15 protein-coding genes are annotated in these 15,973 nt (G+C 51.8%); 6 read left to right on the top strand and 9 right to left on the bottom strand.

All coding sequences use genetic code 11. From position 1 onward, the window contains the following. Positions 1 to 202 precede the first annotated feature (202 nt). The 4 genes from csrD to ACFOE0_RS17440 form a co-directional block, all read right to left on the bottom strand. Positions 203 to 2,101: an RNase E specificity factor CsrD gene (gene csrD, locus ACFOE0_RS17455; protein WP_248933876.1), complete on the bottom strand. Its 1,899-nt coding sequence runs from the start codon at positions 2,099 to 2,101 to the stop codon at positions 203 to 205. 388 nt (positions 2,102 to 2,489) lie between these two features. Next, positions 2,490 to 3,737, bottom strand: coding sequence for a malic enzyme-like NAD(P)-binding protein (locus tag ACFOE0_RS17450; RefSeq protein ID WP_248933875.1), 1,248 nt, complete (start codon positions 3,735 to 3,737; stop codon positions 2,490 to 2,492). 419 nt (positions 3,738 to 4,156) lie between these two features. After that, the gene (gene rpmE / locus ACFOE0_RS17445) at positions 4,157 to 4,369 is read right to left on the bottom strand and encodes a 50S ribosomal protein L31 (RefSeq protein ID WP_115138318.1); all 213 of its coding nucleotides are present in this window, start codon (positions 4,367 to 4,369) and stop codon (positions 4,157 to 4,159) included. Positions 4,370 to 4,511: 142 nt separating this feature from the next. Next, positions 4,512 to 5,243, bottom strand: coding sequence for a FimV/HubP family polar landmark protein (locus tag ACFOE0_RS17440; protein ID WP_248933874.1), 732 nt, complete (start codon positions 5,241 to 5,243; stop codon positions 4,512 to 4,514). A gap of 55 nt (positions 5,244 to 5,298) precedes the next feature. Here ACFOE0_RS17440 and priA point away from each other — a divergent pair, with 55 nt between their 5' ends. Beyond that, a complete protein-coding gene (gene priA / locus ACFOE0_RS17435; RefSeq protein ID WP_248933873.1) occupies positions 5,299 to 7,494 on the top strand; it encodes a primosomal protein N' in 2,196 nt (731 codons plus the stop codon). Between the two features lie 62 nt (positions 7,495 to 7,556). Here priA and ACFOE0_RS17430 read toward each other — a convergent pair whose 3' ends face one another. After that, positions 7,557 to 8,213, bottom strand: a complete 657-nt coding sequence (locus tag ACFOE0_RS17430) for a DedA family protein (protein WP_248933872.1) — start codon at positions 8,211 to 8,213, stop codon at positions 7,557 to 7,559. Between the two features lie 6 nt (positions 8,214 to 8,219). Between ACFOE0_RS17430 and ACFOE0_RS17425 the strand changes: the two genes are divergently transcribed. Continuing rightward, positions 8,220 to 8,441, top strand: coding sequence for a hypothetical protein (locus tag ACFOE0_RS17425; RefSeq protein ID WP_248933871.1), 222 nt, complete (start codon positions 8,220 to 8,222; stop codon positions 8,439 to 8,441). Here the strand turns inward: ACFOE0_RS17425 and ACFOE0_RS17420 are convergent. Both ACFOE0_RS17420 and ACFOE0_RS17415 read right to left on the bottom strand, forming a co-directional pair. Further along, positions 8,428 to 9,084, bottom strand: coding sequence for a DedA family protein (locus ACFOE0_RS17420; RefSeq protein WP_248933870.1), 657 nt, complete (start codon positions 9,082 to 9,084; stop codon positions 8,428 to 8,430). The genes ACFOE0_RS17425 and ACFOE0_RS17420 overlap by 14 nt on opposite strands. A 53-nt stretch (positions 9,085 to 9,137) precedes the next feature. Then, the gene (locus ACFOE0_RS17415; protein WP_248933869.1) at positions 9,138 to 9,506 is read right to left on the bottom strand and encodes a hypothetical protein; all 369 of its coding nucleotides are present in this window, start codon (positions 9,504 to 9,506) and stop codon (positions 9,138 to 9,140) included. 330 nt (positions 9,507 to 9,836) lie between these two features. Between ACFOE0_RS17415 and argS the strand changes: the two genes are divergently transcribed. From argS to hslU, 4 genes are all read left to right on the top strand, one after another. Continuing rightward, the gene (gene argS, locus ACFOE0_RS17410) at positions 9,837 to 11,582 is read left to right on the top strand and encodes an arginine--tRNA ligase (protein ID WP_248933868.1); all 1,746 of its coding nucleotides are present in this window, start codon (positions 9,837 to 9,839) and stop codon (positions 11,580 to 11,582) included. 3 nt (positions 11,583 to 11,585) lie between these two features. Next, complete coding sequence (locus ACFOE0_RS17405; RefSeq protein WP_248933866.1) at positions 11,586 to 12,161, top strand: SPOR domain-containing protein; 576 nt, start codon at positions 11,586 to 11,588, stop codon at positions 12,159 to 12,161. A 203-nt stretch (positions 12,162 to 12,364) separates the two neighbouring features. After that, positions 12,365 to 12,889 (top strand): ATP-dependent protease subunit HslV, encoded by a 525-nt coding sequence (gene hslV / locus ACFOE0_RS17400; RefSeq protein WP_115138326.1) that lies wholly within the window; start codon positions 12,365 to 12,367, stop codon positions 12,887 to 12,889. A 22-nt stretch (positions 12,890 to 12,911) separates the two neighbouring features. Then, positions 12,912 to 14,243, top strand: a complete 1,332-nt coding sequence (gene hslU, locus ACFOE0_RS17395; RefSeq protein WP_248933864.1) for an HslU--HslV peptidase ATPase subunit — start codon at positions 12,912 to 12,914, stop codon at positions 14,241 to 14,243. Positions 14,244 to 14,364: 121 nt separating this feature from the next. On the opposite strand, the gene ACFOE0_RS17390 is transcribed toward hslU, so the two are convergent. Together ACFOE0_RS17390 and ACFOE0_RS17385 are read right to left on the bottom strand one after the other, a co-directional pair. Further along, complete coding sequence (locus ACFOE0_RS17390; RefSeq protein WP_115138328.1) at positions 14,365 to 14,826, bottom strand: MarR family winged helix-turn-helix transcriptional regulator; 462 nt, start codon at positions 14,824 to 14,826, stop codon at positions 14,365 to 14,367. Between the two features lie 60 nt (positions 14,827 to 14,886). Beyond that, positions 14,887 to 15,963: a DUF2955 domain-containing protein gene (locus ACFOE0_RS17385; RefSeq protein ID WP_248933863.1), complete on the bottom strand. Its 1,077-nt coding sequence runs from the start codon at positions 15,961 to 15,963 to the stop codon at positions 14,887 to 14,889. Positions 15,964 to 15,973: the final 10 nt, after the last annotated feature.

Below are 15,973 nucleotides of genomic sequence, written 5' to 3'. Positions count from 1 at the left end.
AAATTGCCATACCTGGCATAGACGCACAAAATCTGCCACATCAATAATCGCAACGGTTTTTCGATTCCGTTACCAAGGAAAACTCTGCAGATAATTCTTTGTGATTTAGGCAATTAACCCAATTTACCCAGCCTATCTGTAAGTTAAGCGGATTTTACAGTGTTCGCCAATTAAATTACTAACATTGCAACGCAAATCAGGATTATACCGCTTCAGGGGACCCAAAAAATTTACCCTGACCACCACTGACCCCTAAAATTTGTAATGTTTGCCACTCTTCGAACAACTCAACACCTTCGGCCAGTACTGTAACATTTGTACGGTATAAACCGCCAATCAGACTTCGCACAAACAATTGATTCTCTGGACGAAGGTGAATCTGCCGAATGATTGACCTGTGCAGCTTCATCAGGTCGACCTTGTACTCACTCATATAGTGAACACTGACCACATCCTGGCCCACATGATCGACGCAAAGCTTGGCTCCCATGGTTTTAATCATCTGCAGTACAGATTTGAACTTATCCCCATGCCTGACCATAACCTCTTCAGAGATTTCAATAATCAGCCTTTGAGTGTGCGCTCTGTGCTCCAGTAAATAGCCGGTTAGCCAGTGAACAAACGCCTTATTTTGCAAACTGTCCAGACTCAGATTAACGCTGAAATATGCATCAGGGTATTTGGGAATAACCTGAGTCAACACCAACTCTATCAACTGGCGCTCAATTCTGGGCATCAAACCAACCTTATTTGCCATCGGCACAAACTGGTTGGCACGGATCATCTTACCCTGAGCATCCTTGATACGGCTGAACAGTTCAGTGTGCAGCACGTTATTGTCAATATCGACAACTGACTGGCCGTAGGCGTACACACGACGGTGAGCCAGGGCTGTCTCCAACAATGAACGCCATCTTACAGAACCTTTGGCAAATTCTTCATCAACGGCGCCTTTATCGTACATAAACCAATTACTGGCTTCCTGCAGTTGAGCAGCCTTGAGCGACATCTCGGCCTCTTCCATCAACTGATGTACAGGGTCCCCTTCACGGAAATAAGCTGCGCCAATGTAGCAGCGAGCCTTTTTACGGGTAACCATATCCAGCTGTGACACACACAACTTGAGTAAACGCTCCGCCAGATGATCAGCCTCAGCGAGAGAAAACTGCGGCACTACCACGGCAAACTGATTGCTGGCCCGCCGGGCAAGCAGGCTGTTGGGTTGTAAACTTAGCACCTTATTGATGCCATCAATCACCAGATCCAGCAGTTCAGACAGCTCCTGCTCACCTTGCTTCTTTTTATAAGTTTCAAGGCCTTCCAGCATGATCAGGTAGAGAGTCCCCGAGACTATCATACGCTGCTGATAGCTCAGCGCCTCAAGACGATTATTCAAAAACAGCCGGTTTCCCACCCGGGTTTCAGGATCGAGAAATGTGTTGGTACGAATAAACTGATCAAAGCGGGTGCGCTCTACACTGGCGTCCTCAAGCGCATTCAGCAGCTCAGTAATCGCTTTATTAATCAATTTAGGCTGGCCATTACCCTCTGCCTTGGCCGCCTTTTGGTAATCACCCGCCAGAATCAGTTGGCTACGGGAAGAAAGCTCTTCTATCCCCATCATCTGTTTTCTCAACCAACTCTGACCGTAGGTCACCAGCAGTATAAGAAACAGCAGAGTCACGCCGATAATCGACAACTCCTGCCAGTCAGGGGTATTGATGGTGAAAGGTCTGGGAAGTTCAAGCCGCATCCTCAGATCCGGCTCGACCGACAGCTGCTCAAGATACAGAACCGGGCGCCCGGATACCTGCTCTGCACGATAGCTGTAGATAACTTTACCGTCTTCAAGAAGATCGAAGGATTGAGCGTCGTAAGCCTGGAGTATGGAGGGAAGCCACTCTTTAACATGTTCGTTGCGCTGCTCATGACGTTCAACAATGAGCAGAGATTGCAACTCATCAACCTGATGTTGCTGGAATCTGGAAGTCAGGTGCACATAGCTGAAAAATGCAAACAGCATGAACAGGAAAGCCACAGCCGCCAGAGATACAATCCAGAAGCTCACCAGTTTTTTTGTCAGCATTCGAGTCAGCTTCATATTCAGCGTCTTGTCCCTGTCACTCTGAAAACGGCCATCGCCACGTCAACTGCAGTTGAATGTCATTTTCTTAAACTACAACCATAAACTGTCGACAAGCATGATCCCGACAACAAAATAAACTCAGTGAAAGCGGTGCCACTCATCAAGTATCCTTAAGCAGTGAGCAGCTTTTTTGCCAAATGTTTCAGCACCTGTACTGAGAAGCTTGATTATTTCTAAGTGACCAACAAAAGGCAACCTTGAGTCACAGAAAAACCCATATTTGCAGCTGCTTTCACAGCCTTTCAAGCAGTTATAAAACGTCAATAAATCTTTGGTCCCGGTTAACCGGGTCGCAGACAACAAAAAGGGGCCTTGAAGGCCCCTTGTGACGGATTCAGCTAAATCAGTCCATATACCCATCAGGCAACTCAGTCAGCTGAGCGACGCCTGAGTCTATGGCAGCCTGCGCCACAGCCTTGGCAATACGGGACAACAGACGTGGATCCATTGGCTTGGGCAGCACATAGTCAGCACCAAACTTCATTTCGGTCACGCCTTCGTAGGCTGCCAATACCGAATCCGGTACAGGCTCCTTCGCCAGATCTGCGATCGCTTTAACGGCTGCGATCTTCATCTCATCATTAATGCGGGTGGCACGTACATCCAATGCACCGCGGAAAATGAATGGGAAACACAGTACGTTGTTGACCTGGTTTGGATAGTCGCTGCGGCCGGTACCCATGATCAGATCCTGACGGGTAGCATGGGCCAGCTCAGGCTTGATCTCTGGATCCGGGTTGGAACAGGCGAAGATCACCGGCTTGTCAGCCATCAACTTGATATCTTCTTCGGTCAGCAGGTCCGGACCGGACAGACCCAGGAATACGTCAGCACCGGCGATAACATCCTGCAGCGTACGCTTGTCAGTATTGTTGGCAAACAGCTGCTTATATTCATTCATATCATCACGACGGGTATGCAACACGCCCTGACGATCCAGCATATAGATGTTTTCGCGCTGAGCACCACACTTAACCAGCATGGTCATACAGGCGATCGCGGCAGCGCCGGCACCCATACAAACGAATACCGCCTTGCACAGTTCCTTACCCTGGATTTCCAGCGCATTGATCATACCGGCAGCAGTCACAATCGCAGTACCGTGCTGGTCATCGTGGAATACCGGGATAGCACAGCGCTCAATCAACTCGCGTTCAATCTCAAAACACTCAGGCGCTTTGATATCTTCCAGATTGATACCACCAAAGGTGTCGGCGATCGCTTCAACAGTATTGATAAACTCTTCAGTAGTACGGTGCTTCACTTCAATATCTGTCGCATCGATATTGGCGAAGTGCTTGAACAACAGAGCCTTACCTTCCATCACAGGCTTGGATGCCAAAGGTCCCAGATTACCCAGACCCAGAATCGCAGTACCGTTGGAAATAACGGCAACCGTATTGCCTTTATTGGTATAGCGGTAAGCATCAGACGGGTTAGACGCAATTTCACGCACAGGCTCAGCCACACCCGGGCTGTAGGCCAGTGCCAAATCCTTACTGGTGCGGGCGGGTTTGGTCAGGCAAACAGCGGTTTTACCTGGCACAGGAAACTCATGATAATCAAGGGCTTGTTGACGAAGGTCGGTCATTTTCTATTCCTGAAAAACAACTAATTTGAGCGAAAGAGGTCAACCCTTCAGATATCAACACTGTCTCTCCCAAAGCAGTATTGACAGGTGCGGGGTCTACAGGCGCACAACAATACGCCAATATCAACGCTATTTAAACAAAATATTGTGATTTATGGGTTTAGTGTAAAAAAATTAAAGCAAACCTGATATTAGCTGAATTATTCAGGCAGTAAATTAGGCTTTTGCAGCAGGGTTAACTGTAGAAAAGCTACATTCAGAACTGCCTGAAAATGCGGTTTACAGAGGAACTACTGAAGATAAATTGTAAATTTACTAGAAAATTGGACAATTGGTCGGACGAGTGGCTATTTTTTACAAATTCCAGATACAAAAAAGGCGCCCTGAGGCGCCTTTTATAGAAATCATTGCAATCGCAATTACTTCTTGCCAAGCATACCGAAACGCTTGTTGAACTTGTCGATACGACCACCGGTATCAACAACTTTCTGGGTACCAGTGTAGAATGGGTGACAAGCACCACATACGTCCAGGTGCAGATCTTTACCAGCGGTAGAGTTCACCTTGATAACGTTACCACAAGTACAAGTTGCAGTGATTTCTGCGTATTCAGGATGGATACCTGCTTTCATTGGGATTACCTCAATTTAAGGCCATGTCGCTCTTCCAACCCGAAGTCGGACACCACATGCAGTTAATGACATATGTTCAGGGCGCAGAATAGTACAGTATCTCGCCAAGGGAAACAAGCAGATTTTCCTGCCTTCGGCAGCCTTAATTAGCGCTGCTTAACTGTTCAAATATTTGCTCGGCTTCAGCCTTGCTGCCATAGCTATTCCAGGCACCTTGCGCGGGGCACTTCAACTTAGCCCCACTCTTCAAGTATTTGATATTATTCTTATAAAAAGCACTTTTATTGGCATCAAAAATCGCCAGAATCGCACCATAAACATGGGTATTCCAGGTTTTGGCATAGCGGGTACCTATGCGCCAAAGGGTCTCTGCTGGCTGATAATCTATGGTGCAATTCGCAGCAATCAGATCGGATCCAGATCCCAATTGATCGTTTTTGTTCTGAGCCGGGATCGGTTTTTGCCCTGCTGGCGCAGTCTGACTGTAATCGGGCAGAGCATCCAGTTCATTAAACAGCGCAATACGGGTCATGGGTTCCCAGCGGTTTATCAGGTAAACGCGCACCATAATATAAGCATTGGGATCGACCACCTTTTCAAACCCCATCAGCTCCACCAGATAGGGACTGAGGCGCTGCACCATCAGCTTTTCCGGACCTGACTCCTGCCACAGTACAAACTCAAGTCGCCTGAGATCTTTGGGTTCAGCGACCAGGTTTATCCGCATCTTCACCGACTCGCCCTGAAGAAACTGGAGTTTGTTCAAGCTGATATGTTCAATCTCAGCGCTCGCAGGCCAAGCTGTCAGCAACAGCAATAACAGCCCCCAAAATCCTGCACCACCTGTTCTAAGCATTCTTCCTTCGTCCTTCACAAATCATTCCCTTTGGGTAAACTAAGCTGCCATCCTGAAAAGAAATTACCCTGATATGTCCCTGTATGTAGAGGTTGCGCTGCCGGTTCCCCTGAAACGCGATTTCAGCTATCGCCTGCCAGAGAGTATGCCACAGCAACCTGCCATAGGTGCCAGAGTTAAAGTGCCTTTCGGCCGCCAGCAACTGATAGGTTTGGTGACAGGGGTAACAGATAAGTGCGACCTGGCTCCGGCGCAGGTCAAACCTATTATTGAGCTGCTGGATGACTCAGCGCTGCTGCCTGATCCACTCTATAAACTCACCCAGTGGGCTGCAAGGTATTACTTCTGCAGTCATGGTCAGATGCTGAGCCAGGCTATTCCAGCCGCGCTGCGAAAGGGTGCTGACTCCAGCCGCGATACCATCACCCAGCTGCAACTGACCGAAGCGGGACGCGCTGCCGATCCAGCCAGTATCAAAAGAGCACCGGCTCAACAGAAGATATTGATGGAGCTGGCCAGGTCAGCCCTGACCGATGAAGAGTTCAACGCGCTTGAACTGAGCAAGTCAGGACTTAAAGCCCTGTGCGACAAAAACTGGGTAGAAAAGCTGGAGATTACCCAACAACCGGATCTCAGTTGGCGCCAGCTGCTGGTGATGGATGAAGAACCGCACAAGCTCAACAAAGAGCAAGCCGTGGCGGTAGCAGCCATGACTCAGGAAGATAATTTCAGCTGTACCTTGCTGGAGGGGATTACCGGCTCAGGCAAGACCGAAGTCTATCTGGCCACTCTGGAGCACCATCTTAAACAGGGACGGCAGGCGCTAATCCTGGTCCCCGAGATTGGCCTGACACCGCAAACCATCAACCGTTTCCGTCGTCGTTTCAGGGTAAAGGTCGCTGTTATCCACTCGGGCCTGACCGACAATGCCCGCCTTAACGCCTGGCGCGACGCCAGGTGTGGTGAGGCAGCCATTATTATCGGTACGCGCTCCGCCCTGTTCACGCCGATGAAATATCCCGGTGTGATTATTCTGGATGAAGAGCATGACTCCAGCTTTAAGCAGCAGGAAGGCGTTGGCTATCACGCCCGGGATCTGGCGGTCATGCGCGGTCATCTGGAGGGGATCCCTGTGATCCTGGGAACCGCCACCCCCTCGTTGGAAACCCTTAACAACGCACTCAGCGGTCGCTATCGCCACCTGAGTTTGAGTAAGCGGGCCGGCGCTGCTCAGAATGTAAAGCAAGGGATTATCGATATTCGCAGCCAGCCTTTGACCGCCGGTTTATCCCAGCCACTGATAAATGAAATGCGCCTGCACCTGGATGCGGGCAATCAGGTACTGCTGTTTCTTAATCGCCGCGGTTTTGCCCCTGCACTGCTTTGCCACGAGTGCGGCCACCTACATGAGTGCGATCGCTGCGACGCCTTCTTTACCTTGCACCAGCAGCTGGGAGAGATCTGCTGCCACCACTGTGGTAATCAGTATCCTATCCCCCGTCAGTGCCATAACTGTGGCAGTACCATGCTGGCCGGTCAGGGGGTCGGTACTGAGCAGCTGGCCTCAGTACTGGAAAAACTCTTCCCCAAACACCCTGTGGTACGTATCGACCGCGATACCACACGGTTGAAAGGCTCGCTGGAAGAGCACCTGGGTGCCATTCACAGAGGCGAGTACAAAATTCTGGTGGGCACCCAGATGCTGGCTAAGGGCCATCACTTCCCCGATGTGACTCTGGTTGGCTTGCTTGACGTCGATGGTGCTCTGTTCAGTGCTGACTTCCGTGCGCCTGAGCGTTTCGGCCAGCTCTACACCCAGGTGTCCGGCCGCGCCGGTCGTGCCGCCAAACCGGGCATGGTGCTGCTGCAGACCCATCAGGGAGATAACCCTATCCTGAGAGATCTGATGCAGCGGGGTTATGGTGAGTTTGCCCGCAGCCAGCTACAGGAGAGACAACAGGCTCTGCTGCCACCCGCCTGGCACATGGTGCTTATCCGGGCCGAGGCCCACAACCCTCAGGATGCAGATAGCTTTTTGAATGAGATGGCGATGCTGCTGCCCAGAGACAGAGAGTTTGAAGTGATAGGCCCCATGCCTGCCCCGCTGGACCGAAAAGCCGGTAAATACAGACGACAGCTGATGTTCCAGGCCAAAGACAGAACCCGGCTGCAAAAAGAAACCGAACGCATGTTGGCTCAGGTCAGCCAGCTGCAATCGGCCAAGAAGTGCCGCTGGAGCCTGGACAGGGATCCCCAGGATCTGCTCTGAGACAGTAATAAAAAAGCGCCCGCGGGCGCTTTTTGCTTTTCCATACACATAAGATGAGATGGCTAAGCTGACTTCTTTAACTTGCCGCGGAATTTGAATATCACCCAACTGCTGATCGCCAGACACAGAGTGATGATTGGCGCGGCCATCAAAATCATGGTCACTACCCGACTGACATTTTCAGGCAGTGAAGGTAACAAGTAACCCAGTCCTACCAGCAAGCAGCCCCAGATAAAGGCGCTGAACCAGGCAAAGTACTGGAACACCCGCTGGCGCTGCAAACGCATGCCCATCATCAAGGGCAAGAGTGAGCGAACAACAGGAATAAAACGAGCAGTAAACAAGGCCACCAGACCATGTCGGCCCAGGAGTTTATCCACGGTTTGCAGTTTGTCGGATGGCACCGAGTCCACCCAACGCTGCACCATAGGCAGGCGATTAAGCCATTTACCCTGCATATTGGCCAGCCAGCTGCCGATAGCGGCGGCGCAGATAATGATGATCAACATCAGCACAGGGTTAACCACACCCACAGCCCCAAGGGTGCCAGACAGTATCACCACAGAATCACAGGGCAGCGGCGCAGCCGGAATAAAACCACTTTCAAGAAAAATCAGGGTCCCGACACACAGGTAAATCAGCAAAGCACTCCCGGGGGCCATCAGGGTAGTAAAGTCCTGATGCCACAGAGCGGTAATAACATTAACGAGGGAGTCCAATACCTTATGCTCCAAACAACCTGGCGGGGCCAGCATAAACAATGGGAATTTTCGGGCACTTGCTGGCCCGGGAAGAGCAAGCATACACCGATTTCATCTTTTCGAAGTGAAGGATTTAATGAAAAAATGGCAATGTTTGCAGATAGTGAGACTCATCAAGCAGATAGCAAAAAGGCCGGATTGATTCCGGCCTTTGTTGGTCACGACACGCAGCTCAAGCGCGCTTGAATCTGCTGCGCAACTTAATCGCAATCCAGCTGGTCACCGCCACACAGAAAGTGATCACAGGTGCCGCCATCAGCCCCATGGTGACTGTCTTGCTGATTGGCTCAGGCAAAGACGGCAGCAAATACCCCAGACCCACCAACAGAATGGTCCACAGTACAGCGCTCAGCCAGGAGAAGTAATGGAACTTGGGGGCTTCTTTCACCCGCATGCCCATCATCAGCGGCAACAAAGAGCGAACCACAGGCACAAAGCGAGCGCAGAACAGGGCAACCAGACCATGACGGCCCAGCAGCTTGTCCACCAGCTGCAGCTTTTCAGATGGAACCGAGTCCACCCAGCGCTGCACTATGGGCAAGCGGTTCAGCCAACGGCCCTGCAGATACGCCATCCAACTGCCCATAGCCGCACAGACAATCAGCAGTACCAGAATCAATACCGGGTCGATAACCCCCACAGCCGCCAAGGTGCCGGACAGCACCACAACAGAGTCACAGGGGAAAGGCGCGGCCGGAATAAAGCCACTTTCCAGGAAAATCAAAGTGCCTACACACAGGTAGATCAGGGTTGCACTGCCGGGGGCCAGCAAGGCATTAAAGTCCTGATTCCACAGGGCAGACAATACAGTATAAATGGAGTCCAACATCTCACGCTCCGAAAAACAAACAGGCAGATAAACGGTTCAATTCACACAAGCCATCATTGGCGGGACTGGGTAAACCTGAATTGCAAATTGGCTTCCTGCCAGCCGCCCAGTCTGTTATTGGCGAAGTTGAGATATCCCGGCGGCCATCGCACCAACAAGGGTTTGGCCACCAACAAAGGCAACAGAATCAACAACAGGGGAGAAAACGCAGGCAGCTGCACGCCGCAGGCCTGAGCACGTTGTAACTGTCGCTTAGGTGCCAGAGTCACCTGACCTTCACTGACAACCCTGACCTGAGAGGTCTCCGCAACCGTTTGCTGCACTATCCCCTGCTTGGCAGCCAGCAACACCCATACCTGCCCCAGAAGAAGCACAGTCAATATGGATAGTAATGGCCATAGGCGGGAGGAAAATGGGCGCATTGAGAGTCCGGCTACGCACCTGTTGAGAATGGCAGATTTTTACTGCCAAGACGGATAAAAGGCAAGCAAAGATGAAGCGATAACAGCGGATTTAAAACTCCAGCTCCATTTTATTAACAAAGCAACCTCAATCAGGCTCAAAAACGGGCTGGAATTCTGTATCTGAGCCCTGTGTCCAACCCCGCCACAAGCCTATGCACAAAGCACCGATAAAAATTCATTCAGAAGATAGCAATTGTTCGCCACAAACCGTTAGAATGAGCGGTTATTCGGTAAGGAAGGGTACCTTCCACAAATTTCCAAGCCATAAGTTGTCGGTAAAACTACGCCATGAAATCACATATCCAATCGTTACTCGAACAAACTGTCGATTCCCTGAAACAGCAAGCAATTCTGCCAGCTGATTTTGCGCCGCGAATCCAGGTAGATCGAACCAAGGATAAGAGCCACGGAGATCTGGCAACCAACCTGGCCATGATGATGACCAAGGCCGCCGGCAAGAATCCACGTGAGCTGGCGCAGTTGATCATCGATAACCTGCCTGCCTCCAGCCATGTGGCCAAAGTAGAGATCGCAGGTCCTGGCTTTATCAACTTCTTTATTGATGAAAATGCCCTGGCCAACCAGCTGATGACAGCCCTGAAAGACGACAAGTTCGGTCTTGAGCTGCCTGCTGCCCAGACAGTAGTGGTGGATTACTCCTCCCCTAACCTGGCCAAAGAGATGCACGTAGGCCACCTGCGCTCCACCATCATTGGTGATGCCTGTGCCCGCGCTCTGGAATTCCTGGGCCACAATGTTATTCGTCAAAACCACGTAGGTGACTGGGGTACCCAGTTCGGCATGCTACTGGCCTATATGGAAGAGCTGCAGGCAGAAAAAGGCGAACAGGCCGAACTGGCGCTGTCAGATCTGGAAACCTTCTACCGTGCTGCAAAGCTGCGTTTCGACGAGTCTGCTGAGTTCGCGACCCGTGCCCGTAACCTGGTAGTGTCCCTGCAGTCAGGCGATGAGTACTGCCTGAAACTGTGGAAAGAGTTCAACGATATTTCCCTGAGCCACTGTCTGGAAATTTACCAGCGTTTGGGAGTAAGCATGACCAAGGCCGACGTACATGGCGAATCTGCTTACAACGACGATCTGGCTCAGGTGGTTAAAGATCTGGATGCCCAGGGCCTGCTGTCTGAAAGCAATGGCGCCAAAGTGGTATTCCAGGAAGAGTTCCGTAACAAAGAAGGCGAGCCTCTGCCGGTAATCATTCAGAAAGCCGACGGCGGTTACCTGTATGCCACCACTGACCTGGCAGCTATCCGGTACCGTGCCAACACCCTGAAAGCTGACCGCGCCCTGTACTTCGTGGACCTGCGTCAGGCACTGCACTTCCAGCAGGTATTCTCGCTGGCCAAGACTGCAGGTTTTGCCCCTGAGTCCATGAGCCTGGAACACCTGGGCTTCGGTACCATGAACGGTGAAGATGGTCGTCCATTCAAGACCCGCTCCGGTGGTGTCGTCAAGCTGGTTGACCTGCTGGATGAAGCCAACGTCCGCGCTCTGGAACTGGTTCGCAGCAAAAACCCGGATATGGATGAGCAGGAACTGGCACACATCGCCAAAGTGGTGGGTACCAGCTCTGTTAAATATGCCGATCTGTCCAAGAACCGCGCCAGCGACTATATCTTCAGCTTCGAGCAGATGCTGAGCTTCGAAGGCAACACAGCACCATACCTGCTGTACGCCTATACTCGTGTTGCCGGTATCTTTAAGCGTGCTGAAGGTGTTGACCTGTCCAACGCGACTATCAGCCTGGAACACGACAAAGAGAAGGATCTGGGTAACAAGCTGGCTCAGTTTGGCGAAACCCTGACCCGTATGGTTGGCAAAGGTCACCCGCACGTACTTTGTGCTTACCTGTTTGAGCTGGCCGGTGCCTTCTCCAGCTTCTACGAGGCCTGTCCGGTACTGAACGCAGAAACGGAAGAACAGAAGCACAGCCGTTTGCTGCTGAGCCAGCTGACAGCCAAGACCCTGAAGCAAGGTCTGGATCTGTTGGGCATCGAGACTCTGGAGCGCATGTAATCAATGACCCGGGACTACGCTAATCGTAAACCTCGCAGCACCAAGCCCCGCAAACCCCGCAGCAACAGTAAGGCAGCGCCGAAAAAGCGCTTCCCTGTTGTGGTGGCGGCAATTGCCCTGTTGGGACTGGCAGGCTTTGGTTACTTTTTGTGGAGCATCACGGGTAGCTCAGATCAGGCAGAGGTTGTAGAGACTCAGGTCGAGCAACCCAAGCCTAAACCCGCGCCCAAAAAGGATCCGGACGCTCTGCCACCCAAACCAAAGGATGAGTGGACTTATCAGACCGAGCTGGAAAACAAACAGGTGGAAGTGGACCTGCCAGAGCAGTCAACCGCACCTACCCGCCCCTATCAGATGCAGTGCGCTTCTTTCCGGGTGGAATCACAGGCTGATGAAATGAAAGCTATGATCGCCTTCCAGGGCCTTACGGCTCAGGTACGTAAGGTACAGGGCAGCAGTGGCACATGGTACAAGGTGGTATTGGGTCCCTATGACACCAAGCGTGCCGCCGAACGTCAGCGCCATGTGCTGCAACGTGCCGGTATCAATGGATGTCAGATCTGGTTCTGGGAAGGTTAATACCTACAGCAGGTTAACCAGCTAATCCACATCGAGAATTGCTTTTCAGCCCCGCATCACGCGGGGCTGTTTTTTTGTGCACTCCCTCCCCGCGCCCTTGTAACAAATCATTTTTCCCCTTGTATTCCCAAAAGCCCGTCCCCATATCCTTTTCATCGACCAGCAGCAATGCTGTTTTTGCTGGCAACTTGAGAGGATCTATCGTGACCACAATCGTATCAGTACGCCGTAACAACCACGTGGTTATCGCAGGTGATGGCCAGGTATCTCTGGGCAACACAGTGATGAAAGGCAACGCCAGAAAAGTCCGTCGTCTTTACAACAATAAAGTATTGGCTGGTTTTGCCGGTGGCACCGCCGATGCTTTTACCCTGTTTGAACGCTTCGAAGCCAAACTGGAAATGCACCAGGGCCACCTGCTGAAATCAGCCGTTGAACTGGCCAAAGACTGGCGCTCTGACCGCGCCCTGCGCAAGCTGGAAGCCATGTTGGTGGTCGCCGACCATGAGAGCTCCCTTATCATCACAGGTAATGGTGATGTGGTGCAGCCAGAGCACGACCTGCTGGCCATTGGCTCAGGCGGGAACTATGCCCAGGCTGCCGCCCTGGCACTGATTGAAAACACAGATTTAAGCGCCCGCGACATCGCTGAAAAAGCCCTGACCATCGCCGGTGATATCTGTGTGTACACAAACCAATTCAAAACCGTTGAAGAACTGTCTTACTGAGACGGAGCGTTGAGGAAGTAATATGTCTGAAATGACCCCCCGCGAGATTGTCCACGAACTGGACGCCCACATTATCGGTCAACATAAGGCCAAACGCTCTGTCGCCATCGCCCTGCGTAACCGCTGGCGTCGTATGCAACTGGATGCTGCCCTGCGTCAGGAAGTGACCCCAAAGAACATCCTGATGATCGGCCCAACCGGTGTAGGTAAAACCGAAATTGCCCGCCGTCTGGCAAAGCTGGCTAAGGCACCTTTCATAAAGGTTGAAGCCACCAAGTTCACCGAAGTGGGCTATGTGGGTAAAGAAGTTGAAACCATCATCCGCGATCTGACCGATGCAGCCGTTAAGCTGACCCGCGAAGAGCAGATGGTGAAGTGCCGCACCCGCGCCGAAGAAGCTGCCGAGGAGCGTATTCTGGATGCGCTGCTGCCCAAGCCAAAGAATGACTGGGATAACGACACCCAGAGCGAAAGCCAGTCCAACACTCGTCAGATCTTCCGCAAGAAACTGCGCGAAGGTCAGTTAGATGACAAAGAGATCGAAATCGATATCTCTGCGCCACAAATGGGCGTTGAGATCATGTCTCCTCCTGGCATGGAAGAGATGACCAACCAGCTGCAGAGCCTGTTCCAGAACATGGGCCAGGGTGCCAGCAAGCGCAAGAAGATGAAGATAAAGGATGCCCAGAAGCAACTGATCGAAGAGGAAGCGGCCAAGCTGGTCAACCAGGAAGACCTGAAAGAACAGGCTATCGAACTGGTAGAACAGCACGGTATCGTGTTCCTGGACGAGATCGACAAGATCTGTAAGCGCGGTGAAACCTCAGGCCCGGACGTATCCCGTGAAGGTGTACAGCGCGACCTGCTGCCACTGGTAGAAGGCTGCACAGTAAACACCAAGCACGGCATGGTGAAGACTGACCATATCCTGTTTATTGCATCAGGTGCGTTCCAGATGGCCAAGCCGTCAGATCTGATCCCTGAGCTACAGGGTCGTCTGCCAATCCGTGTTGAACTTGATGCCCTGACCGCAGGTGACTTCAAGCGTATTCTGACCGAGCCACATGCCTCGCTGACAGAGCAATATGTCGCCCTGATGGGTACTGAAGGTGTGAGCATTGAATTTACCGAGTCTGGTATCGACCGTATCGCTGAAGCCGCGTGGCAGGTAAACGAGCGTACCGAAAACATCGGTGCCCGTCGTCTGCACACTGTGATGGAGCGCCTGATGGAGGAGATCTCCTACGAGGCTTCCGACAAGTCCGGCAGCACCATGGTGATTGACGCTGACTATGTTAACGCTCACCTGGACAACCTGGTTCAGGACGAAGATCTGAGCCGCTTCGTGCTTTAATGCGCCAAAGTTTGTTTGTTCCTGTTAGCGCGGGAAAACTGCAGTTGCCCTTGAGTAACTGATTAAAAAAGCCGGGGAATGGTCCCCGGCTTTTGCGTATCTGGAGTGAAGCAATCGACGCTTAGTCAGCCCCCAGCAACACATCCTCTTTAATCAGACGTTTGCACAGTGACAGCAGCAGCTCACGCTCATCGCCAGACAAAGGCGCATAAAAGTCATCGACCACCAGTGCCACGGATTTCTGGGCTGAGGTCTCCACCTCCCGGCCCTTATCTGTCAGGCTCAAATATCTGGCTTTTTTATTCTGCTCACTCTTGTGCGCCACTATCAGCTCACGCTTGATGCAGTTGTCTACCAGACGTTTTATCACTGAACGTTCCCGGTGCAGCCGGTCGCATAATGTTTGCTGCGGCACCTCCCCCAGGTGGGCCAGCACCCTCAGAGCCCCCAGCATCTCCAGAGTGATATCAAACTCAGCCGCCAGTTGTTGGTTGGCCAGGGTGCGAAACTGCTTGTAAGCCAGTCCCATCATAAAAGATTGGCTCATATCCAATTCGGGAATATCGGTAATGCCTTTGCTCATCGGATTCTCTTGTTCTCTGGCGTCATCAAATACAAGGGTAAGCGCTGTGCGCAACGCGCTTTAATGTTCACTGCGGGCTAACCAACCCGTCAGTCGAAAAATAAGGTACAAAATACCCAGGGTGGCGGTCAGCTCCCAGCCCCGTAAAAAGGTATCAGACAAGCCAGTATTGGTGTTGGTCATATACAGCTGCAACGGCAATACGGTCGCCAACAGAGCATCACCGTGTACGTCCCGCAGTGTACCGGTTTCCTTGGTAAAATTGAGGGAAATCCAATACACCAGAGCAAACAAACAGATAGCATACAAGCTTATCACTCCCTGATGACCTGCCATCAACACCATAAAGCATGCCGCCACCGCACAGCCACCTACCTGAGTCACAAATCTGTCCTGTAGTACTGCCATAAACTGCTGTCGGCTGGTTTGGGTAGCCACCGCAATAACAGGCACGATACAGAAAGCTGCCGACACCAGATCCACTATCATCAGAAATGCCAGCCCAGCGCCTATCAAGCCGAGCGACACTAACCGCTGCTCATAAGTGACCTGAGTCGGTGGAGAACTTATAGCCGTACTCTGAGCCTTAGCCTCAGGCTTTACCGGCAAAAACCAGAGCACGGTTTTAAGTACCAAAGCAGTGATCACCATGGCCAGCAAAATCTCATGCAGTCGCTGGGGCATATCCGCCTGGGTATGCTGGGCAAATACCACAATCAATACCCAGTTGATGGTGGGCATAAAGAGTTTGCCGATTTTGACCGGGGTGTCGGCACGGCGACGCATCTGATCAAACAGCACCGCACTGATACTCCACACTACAAAAGGATGGTCACTGAACACCTCATAGGTGATGAGTGCACCGCACGCCGCAACCATAGTGGGAGCAAACATGCCCACCAGCCCTTTCCAGCTGTAATCTTTGCCCTTGGTCAGCACTATCACAGGAAACAATGACAGGTATACAGAAGCGTCCAGATGCAGCAGCTTGCCCAGCAGCATACAAAGACAGACCACCAGGCTGATGCGCAGGGCATCCACAGACCAGTACCTGGCCGCTGTTCTCTGCCCTGACTTCTTCGGCTCTGTCAGGGATACCTGAGTCTCGTCGGCGCTTTGATTGACCAAAGTTGTCATCTGCAACTTA

Source organism: Shewanella submarina (genome assembly GCF_042646185.1).
GTDB lineage: Bacteria > Pseudomonadota > Gammaproteobacteria > Enterobacterales > Shewanellaceae > Shewanella > Shewanella corallii.
The sequence above is the reverse complement of the archived record's forward strand: the minus strand, read 5'-3'. Positions and strand labels throughout refer to the sequence as shown.

What these genes read in the sequence shown, in the direction of transcription:
- ACFOE0_RS17385 (WP_248933863.1), bottom strand. Translation starts at nt 15,963, where the DNA reads ATGACAACTTTGGTCAATCAAAGCGCCGACGAGACTCAGGTATCCCTG.
- ACFOE0_RS17450 (WP_248933875.1), bottom strand. Translation starts at nt 3,737, where the DNA reads ATGACCGACCTTCGTCAACAAGCCCTTGATTATCATGAGTTTCCTGTG.
- ACFOE0_RS17425 (WP_248933871.1), top strand. Translation starts at nt 8,220, where the DNA reads ATGCTCCAAACAACCTGGCGGGGCCAGCATAAACAATGGGAATTTTCG.
- ACFOE0_RS17390 (WP_115138328.1), bottom strand. Translation starts at nt 14,826, where the DNA reads ATGAGCAAAGGCATTACCGATATTCCCGAATTGGATATGAGCCAATCT.
- ACFOE0_RS17415 (WP_248933869.1), bottom strand. Translation starts at nt 9,506, where the DNA reads ATGCGCCCATTTTCCTCCCGCCTATGGCCATTACTATCCATATTGACT.
- ACFOE0_RS17420 (WP_248933870.1), bottom strand. Translation starts at nt 9,084, where the DNA reads ATGTTGGACTCCATTTATACTGTATTGTCTGCCCTGTGGAATCAGGAC.
- csrD (WP_248933876.1), bottom strand. Translation starts at nt 2,101, where the DNA reads ATGAAGCTGACTCGAATGCTGACAAAAAAACTGGTGAGCTTCTGGATT.
- priA (WP_248933873.1), top strand. Translation starts at nt 5,299, where the DNA reads ATGTCCCTGTATGTAGAGGTTGCGCTGCCGGTTCCCCTGAAACGCGAT.
- rpmE (WP_115138318.1), bottom strand. Translation starts at nt 4,369, where the DNA reads ATGAAAGCAGGTATCCATCCTGAATACGCAGAAATCACTGCAACTTGT.
- hslU (WP_248933864.1), top strand. Translation starts at nt 12,912, where the DNA reads ATGTCTGAAATGACCCCCCGCGAGATTGTCCACGAACTGGACGCCCAC.
- argS (WP_248933868.1), top strand. Translation starts at nt 9,837, where the DNA reads ATGAAATCACATATCCAATCGTTACTCGAACAAACTGTCGATTCCCTG.
- ACFOE0_RS17405 (WP_248933866.1), top strand. Translation starts at nt 11,586, where the DNA reads ATGACCCGGGACTACGCTAATCGTAAACCTCGCAGCACCAAGCCCCGC.